The sequence below is a fragment of the Pseudoalteromonas sp. SR41-8 genome, from assembly GCF_014163915.1.
Lineage (GTDB): Bacteria > Pseudomonadota > Gammaproteobacteria > Enterobacterales > Alteromonadaceae > Pseudoalteromonas > Pseudoalteromonas rhizosphaerae.
The window spans coordinates 111,453-124,789 of record NZ_JACJEE010000008.1; the positions used below are offsets into that span (position 1 = coordinate 111,453).

At 41.1% G+C, this 13,337-nt stretch carries 7 protein-coding genes; 5 read left to right on the top strand and 2 right to left on the bottom strand.

The window, feature by feature from the left end:
• Window positions 1-2,354: prolyl oligopeptidase family serine peptidase (locus tag H5162_RS07685; RefSeq protein WP_259398187.1), on the bottom strand; the 2,354-nt coding region annotated here is incomplete at its 3' end.
• Window positions 2,355-2,528: 174 nt separating this feature from the next.
• On the opposite strand from H5162_RS07685, the gene H5162_RS07690 reads away from it, so the two are divergent.
• The 5 genes from H5162_RS07690 (at window position 2,529) to H5162_RS07710 (ending at window position 11,095) form a co-directional block, all read left to right on the top strand.
• The gene (locus H5162_RS07690; protein ID WP_145234263.1) at window positions 2,529-3,536 is read left to right on the top strand and encodes a LacI family DNA-binding transcriptional regulator; all 1,008 of its coding nucleotides are present in this window, start codon (window positions 2,529-2,531) and stop codon (window positions 3,534-3,536) included.
• Window positions 3,533-4,753: a glycosyltransferase gene (locus H5162_RS07695; RefSeq protein ID WP_182734026.1), complete on the top strand. Its 1,221-nt coding sequence runs from the start codon at window positions 3,533-3,535 to the stop codon at window positions 4,751-4,753. The genes H5162_RS07690 and H5162_RS07695 overlap by 4 nt, the downstream gene beginning before the upstream one ends.
• Window positions 4,754-4,870: 117 nt before the next feature.
• Window positions 4,871-6,097, top strand: a complete 1,227-nt coding sequence (locus H5162_RS07700) for a threonine/serine exporter ThrE family protein (RefSeq protein ID WP_149980016.1) — start codon at window positions 4,871-4,873, stop codon at window positions 6,095-6,097.
• A gap of 800 nt (window positions 6,098-6,897) precedes the next feature.
• Window positions 6,898-9,456, top strand: a complete 2,559-nt coding sequence (locus H5162_RS07705; protein ID WP_145234273.1) for a TonB-dependent receptor — start codon at window positions 6,898-6,900, stop codon at window positions 9,454-9,456.
• A 319-nt stretch (window positions 9,457-9,775) separates the two neighbouring features.
• Window positions 9,776-11,095: a TonB family protein gene (locus H5162_RS07710; protein ID WP_145234275.1), complete on the top strand. Its 1,320-nt coding sequence runs from the start codon at window positions 9,776-9,778 to the stop codon at window positions 11,093-11,095.
• Here the strand turns inward: H5162_RS07710 and H5162_RS07715 are convergent.
• Window positions 11,076-13,247, bottom strand: a complete 2,172-nt coding sequence (locus H5162_RS07715; protein ID WP_145234277.1) for a winged helix-turn-helix domain-containing protein — start codon at window positions 13,245-13,247, stop codon at window positions 11,076-11,078. The genes H5162_RS07710 and H5162_RS07715 overlap by 20 nt on opposite strands.
• Window positions 13,248-13,337 lie beyond the last annotated feature (90 nt).

A 13,337-nucleotide genomic window follows, 5' to 3' on the forward strand; every position in this document is an offset into this window, starting at 1 on the left:
ACATGTAATAAGCTTTTACGGGCACGATAACCATGGGCTTCGTAAGGTAACATCACTAAACGCGCTTCTTTACCTAAACCTTTTAGCGCAGCGTACATACGCTCGCTTTGCATTGGGAAGGTGCCAGAATTCGGGTCTTCTTGGCCGTGGATCATTAACATCGGCTCGTTAATTTTTTCAGCATGAAAAAACGGTGACATATTGGCGTATACATCCTGTGCTTGCCAAAAATCACGTTCTTCTCCTTGAAACCCAAACGGTGTCAAGGTCCTGTTATAGGCGCCACTGCGGGCAATACCGGTTTTGAATAAATCACTGTGAGCTAATAAGTTTGCTACCATAAAGGCGCCATATGAGTGGCCTGCAATGGCGATTTTATCTTTATCTGCAATGCCTTTTTCGACCAGCACATCTACCGCAGCTTTGGCACTTGCAACTAACTGCTTTCTAAATAAATCATTTGGCTCTTTACCATCAACACCGACGATTGGCATCTTCGGATCATCAAATACAGCAATACCTTTTGCGAGGTAAGGCATTGGCCCCCAATAACCTATGTAGGTAAATTCGTACGGCGATTCACGTACTTGCGATGCAACTGCTTTATCTTTATATTCCAGTGGGTATGCCCACATTAATACAGGTAATGGACCTTGCGTTTTATCGTAACCTGGAGGTAAATATAGCGTACCAGAGAGTTCAACACCGTCATCACGTTGGTAACGCACAAGTTCTTTAGTCACCCCTTTAAACGCCGGGTATGGATGCTCAAAGGTAGTGAGCTGAGTCAGAGTGTCGGCATCTAAATCGCGAATAAAGAAGTTAGGTTGTTCGGTCTTAGATTCACGAATAGTAATTAATCGCTCACCTTCATCATCAAGCATGGCACGAACTCGCTCGTAATATGGCGCTTTTGATTGCCATAAACGTTTGGTTGTATTGGTCTTAATGTCGTACTGATCTAAAAATGGCACATTCCCTTGCTCTGACGCACCATCACCGCGCAAAAATATATAACGTCCACCAACCACTTTAATAACGTTTACACCGAGATCATTTCGCTCATAAATAGCGTCGCCCGGATCTTTATAAGCATCGTTATAGCTGCGCTGTGAAAACAATACGCGGTTATTATCCGCATCGCGTGGTTGGATCACATAGGTACGTAACTGGCGATCACTAAAACGCCACTCGGTTAAAAACGCAACGTTTTCATTCGCCCACTCAATACCTGAAAAACGTCGTTCTAGTTTAGCAAATAGTTTTGGTTCACGTTTAAAAGGTGAGCGTAAACTATATAGATGATCATGATACGGCACATCGGTTTTCATATCGCCGCCATCTTGCGCCTGCGCCCAAATGAGTTCGGCACCTTGGTCATCACGCCACTGAAAATCACGACGACCCGTTCGCACACTGTCATAACCTTGTGGAATGTTGTCGGCCAGTGGCTGTTTAGACAATTGCGCTAACGTATAACCACGCATGCCAAGCACCTGCCACGTTGTCGCAAAGCGGCTATAGGGTACTTGATACGAAAATGGTTCGTCGATAGTGGCTACTAAAATATTGGTTGAATCAGGCGAGATCGAAAATGATTTAAATAATGCTGGTTTGCCAATCGATAACGCAACACCGCTCAGAGGAATATAAGTTAATTGACCTTGGCCGTAAAACTTAAACTGCAACTCATCAAACGGGCTGGTTAATAAATTTTGGTAAGTCCGTGCTGGCGCTTTTTGACCGCTACTTTGTTGAATAACCGGCACAACGCTATTTGCATCACTAACTAATTTCGGCTTGCCAAGGTTAACCGCTTGGTTAGCAACAATTGCCGTGCTATCTGGTAACCATTGATAAGGGGTAGCTGTTAGCACTGAATTAAGAGCCACAGTTGACAACTGACGTGCTTGTTTAGTTTCGGCGTTATACACCCACAATTGCGCCTGAGTTGGTTGCTCAACAATAAACGCTAAATATTCGCTATTACTTGACCATTTAGGTGAGCGGATCACCCCTTGAGGTAAATTATTAACGGTAATCACAGCGCCAGTCGCAATATGTTTAACTTGTAACGCACTAAATTTAGTGCGAGGACGTGAGCGTGAAAAGTTTGCCGGGTTTAACTTTATACCCGCCAATTTCAATTCTTCTTTTGCTAAATCATCTAATGTTTCAATACGTTTTCGCTCAAACAGCGCTAACCATTGACCATCAGCAGATAGGTAGCTACTCGGTGCTAATTTAGCATCAACCAGCGCGGCTAAATCACTTGATGGGGTTTGATACCCCTGCGCGCCATGGCTAAAATGACTAAAGCCAACACTCAATAAGAGGGCGAATAAAAGCAGCATGCTTTTCATAGTGTATCCTTGGTATTTTTTATTAATTCCTGTATATAAACATGTTTTGCAACATTCATAAAGTTTTTACGATTCTACCTTCAATAACGCCGATAGATGACTTATTAGCTCAAACTGCGTTAAACTGGATCCTTCGTTCAAGCAATTGCTGACGCATACATTAAAATGAAAAAAAAAACCGATAAAATAACTATTTTTGACGTTGCCAGAGAAGCACAAGTTTCTAAGTCAACGGTGTCGTTAGTGCTTACACACAGTGACAAAGTCAGTGATAAAAGCAAAGAAAAAGTATTGCATGCCATTGATAAGCTTGGCTATGTATATAATAGAGATGCGGCAGCACTAAGAAGTCGCCGCTCTAATTTAGTGGCGTTGGTTATTAATGACTTAACTAACCCTTACTCTGCGCAAATAGCGGTAGGACTTGAAAACCATATTCATACCCTTGGCATGCTGCCGATGTTAGTGAACACCGCCGAAAGTGTGGAGCGCCAAACACAAGTTGTTAAAACACTCAAAGAATATAATGTTGCCGCATTTATCATGTGCCCTGCCCCGGGAACTACCCAGCAGTGGGTTGATGAACTGATCAATAGTGGTTTCCCGGTCATTCACATTATGCGCGAAGTGCCTTTTTGTGCCGCCCCGACAATATTACCGGACAATAAAAAAGGCACTCATCTAGCCACTAGCCATATTTTACAACAAGGTATTGAGGATATTGCTTTTATAGGTGGAACTAATGATATTTCTGATCATCATGAACGTTTAAGTGGTTTTCACAGTGCCCTAAAGCAATTTAATATCCATCAAGACAAACCAACGATCACCGCCGCCACGAACCGTCAAGGCGGGCGCGATGCCTTTGCTACGTTGTATGCGCAATACCCTGCGACTAAAGCGATTATTTGTTTTAATGATGTTATTGCATACGGTGTCGTCGAAGCCATTCGCCAACATGGTTTGATCCCCGGTAAAGATATAAAAGTAGTCGGTTTTGATGATTTAGCTGATTCATGTTTAATGTCTCCATCATTAAGCAGCGTCACCATAAATGCAGACGATATTGGTAAACATACTTGCCAAGTACTGCAAGAATTACTTAATCAAGGCACCCCTGCGGTGCGCACTTTAGTCGATGTTCATCTGCAAGTAAGAGCTTCAAGTCAATGAAAAAAGTCTTAGTAATTGGCTATGTATGGCCAGAACCAAATTCATCAGCGGCCGGCACTCATATGATGTCGCTATTAAAAGCGTTTAAAAATGAAAATTGGGCGGTTGAATTTGCCAGTCCCGCACAAAAAACCGAGCATATGGTTAATCTGGATGACTACGGGATCAGCAGCGCAACTATTGCCCTTAATTGTGCAAGTTTTGATGAATATGTTATCAACTACGCCCCTGATATCGTCATGTTTGACCGTTTTATGATGGAAGAACAATTTGGCTGGCGAGTAGATAAACATTGCCCTAACGCAGTAAAAATCCTTGATACTGAAGATTTACAATGCTTACGCAATGCCCGCCATGAAGCGCATAAAGGCAACCGAGCATTTAATCATAGTGATTTACATTCTGACATCGCCAAACGAGAAATAGCCGCTATTTTACGCTGTGATTTAAGTTTGATTATCTCAAGTTTTGAAATGCAATTACTTGCTGATGTATTTAAAGTCGACAGTAACTTATTGCATCATCTGCCTTTTATGGTCGATTTAAGCTCACTCCCTGAACAAACTAAATCGTTTGAGCAACGCCAACACTTTATGACCATAGGTAATTTTCGCCACGCCCCAAACTGGGATGCAGTGTTGTACTTACAGCAAATTTGGCCGCTGATCCGTAAACAATTACCGCAGGCTGAGTTACATATTTATGGCTCTTACCCACCACCAAAAGCCACGGCACTCAATAACCCTAAAACTGGCTTTTTAATTAAAGGTTGGGCCACTGATGCTTATCAAGTAATGGAAAGTGCGCGTGTGTGTATCTCACCGCTGCGTTTTGGTGCTGGCATTAAAGGAAAGCTGTTAGAGGCGATGATCATGCAAACACCCAGTGTTACAACGACAATTGGTAGTGAGGGCATGCACCATGATTTACCTTGGAGTGGTGTGGTTGAAAATGAGCCACAGCAATTTGCCGATGCCGCTGTGGCACTGTATCAAAATAAAAGTTTATTTACGCAGGCACAAACAGCCGGTAATACGATATTAAAAACGCACTACGACAAACAGCTTTTATCTAATAATTTAATCATTAAAATTCAATCAATTAAAGAGCAATTGCAAGCTCACCGCGAAGCAAATTTCACAGGCCAAATGCTCAAACATCACACAATGCGCAGCACTCAATATATGGCACAGTGGATTGAAGCTAAAAACAAATAAAAAAAACTAGACAGGCGGTGATTAGTGTTTAAAATTCCCGCCAAACTAGGTAGGCAAATTTAGATGTATTGTCTATATTTTTTAACTGAATAATTTAAATTTTGGCTCAATACAAATTTGAAAACCGCAACGTTTACAGAAAAGCGCAAATTTATCGTTAAACTGGGTAAGATGCTTCATAAGTATGGTACCCCAGCTTATCGACTCGAAGCTCACTTAATGGAAGTGGCTACTTACCTTGATCTTAAATCTTCATTTGTAATGTCACCCACTTCCGTAACTTTTGTGATTTGGACAGATGGCCATGAAGATGAATATACTCACGTTGCCCGTGTTGATCCTGGTGATCACGATTTAGGGTCGTTAGCCGATACCGATGATCTGGTTAATAAAATGCTCAATGGCGAACTCACGCTACAAGAAGTTGACGTTCAACTCGACGCCATTTTTATTATGCCAAATCCGTATAATCGCTTTACCACAGGGGTTGCCTTTGCTACCTCTGGCGGCGCATTTGCAATGCTGATGGGCACCAGCTGGAATGACGTATTTTGGTCAGCGCTACTTACCTCTGTCGTTTACTTATTTGTACTGTGGTCAGCGCGTTCAAAACGCGTAGGCCATATGTTAGAGCCATTAGTGGCGATAGTCTCGGCTATTTTGGCCTGCGCTGTAAGCGTGCATTTAGACGTCGGGATTAATATTCGTTTAGTGGTATTGTCTGCGATTATTGTGTTTATACCCGGGCTTGCATTAGCACTGGGCCTAGCAGAACTTGCAGCGCGGCATTTAGTTTCTGGTACAGCGCGTGTGATGGATGCTTTTATGCTGTTGTTTAAACTGTATTTTGGTGCCTTCATCGGCATTGCGATTGGTTTTGCACTATTCGGCCAAGCCGATTTCGTACAACCTGACCCTTTACCTAAATGGACGGCTTGGTTGGCAATCTTTTTACTCTGTAGCAGCTTAATCGTTATTTTTAGAACCAAACTAAAACATGCTACATGGTCTATCGCCTCTGGCTTTATCGCTTATGGCAGCAGTATTGGCTCTGCGATGTATTTAGATTACACCTTAGGAACATTTGTAGGTGCATTTGCGGTGGGTGTATTTAGTAACCTATTTAACCGCGTAGCAAACGCTCCTGCCTCAATTGTTGCCATGCAAGGCTTGATTGTATTAGTTCCAGGTAGCAAAACTTACATAGGTCTAAACTCATTAATTGAAGGGCAAGACTTTGTGTATGCTGAGCACATCGGCCAACAAACCTTCCTAATATTTATGTCATTGGTGGCTGGATTAATCTTTGCCAACGTTGCACTCCCACCGAAAAAGAGTTTATAAAGCAATTAAGTGTCTAGCCTGCTAGGCGCTTAATTTAAAAGTAAACGTGAACCTATTGCTCTTAGTTACTTCCCTATCGTGAAATCTTAACTCGCCGTTAATGAGTTGCTAAAAAACTCTGCGATCAACTCTTCTTAAGTATCAAACCTTAAAGGGTTATAATACCAATCGACTTAAATATTTAACCATTCTAGCGAGCTAAATGGTCAGTAACTTAACACGATTGGTATAAGCACTTTCAATAAATCTAAGATAATCAGATCCGTCCTGCATCAATCTTTATAATTTTCCCACTCATTTTTAGCCACAAAAATACGCTCGTAATTAAACGTTCTAAATAAACGTCGGGTGTACTAATGCCAATAATCTTGTTCAATTACCTTTTTCCTTTCATTTTTTAATCCACTAGTTGTGAATTGTAAAAATTAAAATCAAAAAATAGATTGAGTAAACTTAATTTATTAAAAAACAAAAATAAATAATAAATTTAAACTATTGATATAAATAAATTAAAAAGCAAACTGCATCATTTTATTTTCAATTTTGTTACTTTCACAACTATTCATCCAAATTCAAGACTCTATTTTTAAAAAGGCGTTTAATAGAGGCACAAACAAAGCTGGTACAGGTTACTTTTACAAATAAAGGTAGCCATAAACTAATCTCCCTTAGTTGCCAGCTTAAGTTTGTAGACAGCGTCTTAAATGCAATTCGGATCTTAAAAGTGAATACATAGGTACGAATAACATATACACAATCTGATACAACAAAATAAAGTTTTGATTCAAGGGGAATCGAGGATGTTAAAAGTAAAAATAAATAAGCTATATTTAGCAGTTAGCGCATCACTTATTACATCGGCATTGAGCTTACCTATGGTAGCCCACGGCGCCGAGCTTAAAAGCACAGATGAAGTTGAAGTAATCCAAGTTCGTGGTATTCGTGGCAGCGTTGTTAAATCGCTAAATACTAAACGCTATTCAAATGCCATAGTCGATGCAGTAACTGCGGAAGATATCGGTAAATTCCCCGATCAAAATGTTGCAGAATCACTGCAACGCATAACTGGCGTATCAATTAGCCGTAACTTTGGTGAAGGAGAACGTGTTAGTATTCGTGGTACGAGCGAGAGCCAAAACCGCACATTATTGAATGGCCAAGCTGTTGGCTCTGCCGATTGGTGGACAAACTCTGCCGCAAGCCGTGGTTTTAACTACACGATGCTGCCCTCTGAAGTTGTATCTGGATTAGAAGTTTATAAATCACCTGAAGCCGACATCGATGAAGGTTCTATAGGTGGAACTGTTATAGTACGAACTCGTAAGCCGCTTGATTTAGAAGCGAATAAATTTGCCGGCTCAGTACTTGCTCAATACAGTGAAATTTCAGGCGAAACCGACCCACAACTCTCTGCAATGTACAACTTTAAAACTGAAGACGAAACCTTCGGTGCACTTATTTCATTGGTTCGCCAACAGCGTAATTTGCGCCGTGATGGTATTGAATCATGGAGCTGGGCAAAACGTGATATCACCTTAGAAGATGGTACTGAGTACAAAGACGTATACAGCCCAGGCGGTGGTGGTTCTGCCATGTTTTTACAAGAGCGTATCCGTACCGGTATCAATTTAGCTGTGCAGTATCGACCTACTGAGCAATTAGATTTAACCTTCAATGCCCTTGATTCGACCCTTGAAGCAAATAATGAAAATCAAAACTTTCTTTGGCTGCCTGGTTACGGTGGCTCACAATACACTGATGTCACATTAATAGAAAATGATCAAGTTGGTACTATGCTCGTTGGCGGGACTTTAGGGTTATCACCGACGGCTAATAATATTCTTGATGAGACCAAAGTACGTAACTCTGAAATCAACACTAAGTCATACGATTTAAAAGCGGATTACCAAGGTGATTTATGGTTGACCAGTGTACATGTTGGATATACCGAAGGCAGCGGCGGCTCGCAAGCTGATCGCAGTGTTGGTTGGGAAGGTAACTATATACATAGTTTCGACACCTCAAATGTAGAAGATGTGCGTACTAGCTATGGTGCAGATCCAGCTGATGGTAAAAACTGGGATCTAGGTTTTTTACGTTACGATAATAATAATGCCAAGGATGATGAAACTTACCTACAAGTTGATTTTACGCGCCCAATTGACATCGCTGTCTTTAGTAAAGTTAAGTTTGGCTTAAAGTACCGAGACCATTCACGTTTTAATACTAAACACACCACTGATAACCGCACCGATTTGGGCTGGAACTTAGCAGACTATTCGCTATCAATGCCATCAGATTATTTATCAGGCCTAGGCTCTGACGGTACACTGAGTAATTACGCAATCACCGACTCAGATAAAGTTCGCCGTGAAGGTGATGCTCTTGATTGGAACTACCGTGTACTCAAAGCGAGTACCTTTGAAGTTGAAGAAAAAATTACCGCAGGTTATATCAAAGCAGATATAGATGTTGAAGGTATGCGCGGTAACTTAGGTGTTCGTTTGGTGCAAACTCAGCAATCAACGGCAGCCTATGTAGGTGAAAGTGGCTCGGAAGTATGGACCAATGATGACCGTGACTATTTTGATATTTTACCGAGCATCAATTTAGCAATTGATTTAGATGACGATGTACTACTGCGCTTCAGTGCAGCACGTGTTATGTCGCGTCCAGATTATGCATCAATGACTCCTTCAACCTCTTATAACCTCGAAACACAGACAGGCAGCGGTGGTAACCCTGATATAGACCCATATCGTGCAACCCAGTTTGATACTGGGGTTGAATGGTATTTCAGTGACGCAGGTTTATTCTCAGCTGTTGTATTTTACAAAGATATTCAATCTTTCTTAGATGTTTCACCAAATCTTGAAATACATGAAGGTGTTGAGATCTTAGTAAACCGCCCGACTAACGGTCGATCGGGTCGTATCCAAGGTCTTGAACTTGGTTATCAACAAGAAATCCTTGATGGTTTTGGCTTAAATGCTAACTACACATTTGTCGATGGTGAAGCAAAAGATGCAGATGGCAATGATACGATTATTCCAGGTAACTCTGAACACACAGTCAATTTAAGTACTTACTATGAAACAGAAACCTTTAGTACCCGTATTTCATATAACTTCCGTACTGGTTACAACTCAGGCCAAGGCCATGGTTATGTTGATGATTATGGTCAGGTGGATGCGAACTTTACCTATAACGTAAACGATAATCTAGCGCTTGTGTTAGAGGCAATTAATTTAACAGACGAGCATACCTTTAGCTATCAAGAAAAAGGTGTGCAACAAGCACTGACCGGTGTTTACGCGGATGGTCGTCGTTTTGTAGCCGGAGTACGTTTTAACTTTTAATATCCATTTTTGTCGAACTCCAAGCTAACACAGGTATTCGACTCTCGCCAAGGACGGCATCGCCCCTATGCCCAGGGGTTTAAAGCAGGTAGTCATTTGACTGCCTGCTTTTTTTCATGCTTAGGAAATTACCATTATTAGTAGCACAAAGGCGCTAGTAATAATAAACAAAACAAGTACAATCAATAGGTAAAAAAGTTACTCGATCAACATCGGCGAAGCATAATACGTGTCAGAAAGCACAGTTAGTCATTACAATAAACAAACAACAAGATTTTGTCGTTACAAATTCTTAATTGTATTGCTTTGCCTATTTTTTGTGTTCCAGACTAAAGCTGACTTACTGAGTGCAACTCTCGATTACCATCAGGGAAACTTCAACGATGCGAAGCGCGAATTCCAACAATTAGCCTATTTGGGTAATGCCGATGCAATTTACAATATTGCTGTTATGCATTTACATGGCCAAGGGGTTGAAAAAAATAAAGCCCAAGCCTATGCCTGGTTTAGTTTAGCGGCAGATTTTGGCTTACTTGATGCACGCGATACTGCAATGCTGATAGCCAGACAGAGTAACAATCAACAACCTCTTGATGATGCCTATAATGCACTGCTAAAACAACTCAGCTTTCAGTGGTATGACCGACAATTACGGCCAGAATTAAACGCCAGTCCAGCCCCTCATGCGAGTCCACAACGTAGCTATACTGTAGAGCCAAAATACCCAGAACATGCCTATAAAAATGGTATCGAAGGCTGGGTCTGGTTAGAGTTTGATATTGATAAAAGCGGCGCAGTAACAGATGTTTCCTTAATTGATTCATACCCTGAAAAAACCTTTGATAAAGCCATTATCAACGCAGTTAAACGTTGGAAATATCAAGGTGATAGCCAAACATTGCCCTATTACAACCGTTCTCTACTGTATCACTTTACGACCTATAAAGGTAAACAGTATGAACAAAGCTTCAAAAGCCAACAACGTGAATACAATGAAAAAATTTCAGACTTAATTGATGCCGCCGAACAAGGTAACGCCTTAGTGCAATATTATATTGCCAATTGGCTAAGTTCTGACGACTACAACGCAACTAGATTATTGAAATATCACTGGCAACAAGCAAATGCTAACAGTGAATTACTACTGCGTTCAGCTGTCAATGGCTATGCTAATTCGCAGTATCGTATTGGCGCAAATATGCTTCGCGGCGAGTACGGTAAAGTTGATCGTGAAAAAGGATTGAATTGGATTGTGCTCGCAGCACAAAGTGGCTTTGCTAATGCGCAATACCGTTTAGGCCGAGAGTTACTCAATAGCCAATATGTGGATTATGCGCCTAATAAGGCCTTAAAATGGTTAAAAGCTGCAGCAGAGCAAGGCTTGTTTAGTGCCAAACGCGATCTCGCCTTATTGCTTTTTGAGTTAAAAAAGCCCGCCCAACAAGTAACTGCCGCATTAAATTCAGCACTGATAGATGATAGTGAACACCCACAATTATTATTACTAAAAGCGCGAATTCAAGCTGCTAGTAATAAACCGCAACACGCTAAAAAACTGGCTAATAGTGCTCTAAAAGAAGCGAATGCTCGTAACTGGGATCAAAGCCGAATCAAACAATTTATGGCGACACTACCTTAACTGCTTTGTGTAATAGAATATCAGTTTCAATGCCATCCACTTGACTAAATACCACTTGACGCCCGTCTGTTGAACTACTGATATTTAAATTAATATCAATGTCGTAACCATAAACACCAAGCTCTTTTATAAACACATTACGCTTTTGCTCTGTTAAATAACAATACAGCAATAATTGATGCCCTTGACGGAGTACATAATAAATACCATGTTTAAATACCGCAGGCTTAAATAACTCAAGTGATGGCAATAATTGCGCTAATGGTAATTGCTGCTCTAACACCGCTGATAGATAAGTTCGCACGTGTAAATCATGTTCTAAATACGAGCTATTAAGTTGCCACAATGGATGTTCTTCGTCTAAGGTTTCAAACTTAACGCTATCAGCAACCAATGAGTTACTCATCTGCTGAATATCATAACGCCAATCTTGCCATTGTGCCTGTTCATTCGTGCTTTGCTGCTTTTTAACTTGATAATAAATACTGTGACTATCTGGCGACCAATGCACTGCATTAAGCTGCTCAAAACCCGAAATTATTGGTACTAAGCGCCGCGAAAAAGTATTGATCAAATACACATTTTGTTGCTCGTCAGCCAATAATACGTTGTCACCATTAGGAGAAAAAAGCAGGTATTTTGGCGTAATATCACTGGGCAGAGTAGCGATCAAGTTCGCTGTTTTACGTTGTTTATGCTTAAGCCATACTTCTATATGAGTAAAGCCCGTGATCCCTCTGCGCTGTAATGAAATAAACGCGCTTTGCTGCCCGTCGGGGGATACCGCAGGTAAAATATCCATTCGTGCCGACGATGACAGTTGTACAGCATTACGGATCTGAGGCAAATCCTGAGTAAAATCGAGTTCAATTTGATACAAATTAACGCGCGCTTGTCCTTCAGCATGGGCAATATCGCCTGTTTGCGGGTTAACCGCTAAATCGGCAACAAAGCCTAGCGGTTGGTGAACTAGTTGTTCATTACCTTGATAGTCATAACGGCGTAATGCATCATCCCCGAGCCAATAATAATTGTCTTCACTGTCAAATAATAACGGCGCATGACTATGACGACTGCGCTTTATTTCAGTACGCTTAAGTGATTGTGTTAAATCAACTTCACTAACGCTAAACCAGCCTTGATCTTTTTCCAGTAACAGCATTTTATTATGCTTGTTAATATCAAAAGTGATTGGTTTAAAATCCCCTACGATTTGCTGCTCTAATAAAGTTGGCGTAGGTGTAAATGCTAAGGTATATTTTACTAGCCGTGGCTGCTCATCCTGCCAATGAGTGGTATAAATCGTATTCTCATCAACCCAATGTAGTTTGGTTGGGCCGTGGCGTTGTTGGCAGCGGGTCAATTTAAACTCGGGGCTCAAACGCCACGTTTCAATTGCGTTAGATACAGGGATCACCCGAATATCGCAGCTCAGTGGATCATATCTAAAATATGCCAGCCATTTACCATCCGGAGACCATACTGGCGCTTCTTCAGAATAACCTGAGTTTTTAATACTGTGGACAGTTTTACTTTGTTGATCATAAACCGCCAAATCAAACTGACTTTGCTGCTCGTTTGACTGGCTAAACGCTAAATATCTACCATTTGGGGAATAACGTAAAAATACTTCTGCACCAGGAGCTGAGGTGATCCGTGATTGATACTCATAATTTAAACTCGGCGCTTTAGGTGCAAGTAAATACTGACTAACAAGTGTAATGATGGTGCCAAAAATTAATCCAAGCGTAATAAATAAAACGGATGTACGTGGCGTTGCTGGTGTGACTTTGTCTAATAATGTCGGGGCATCGCTTACTTGTGCTATTAATTGATAGCCAACTCGCGGGACAGTTCGAATAAAGAGCGCGGTGTTTTTATCATCCTTTAAACTTTTACGCAGTTGGGTAACCAGCTGGCTCACCGAGTTATCACTGACCACCACTTCTGGCCAAATCTTATCCATAATTATATCACGAGGAACCGCTTGGCCTTGATGCTCAAGTAATAATTTTAGCAACATCAATTGCTTTGCTTCAACCGCGCACCAACGCCCTGCCACTTTCACTTTTAAGGCAGTAAAGTCAACGAGTACATCATTAAGTAATAACTGTTTTAGCTCGGGTGTTGGCATCGTTCGTTTTTTACACACGTTAATCTATGGTTAAATAAGCCAAGAAGGCGTATTATAAGCAAGTACAGTAAATCATAACATAGCCCGCAGCTAAGCACTTATCTTATA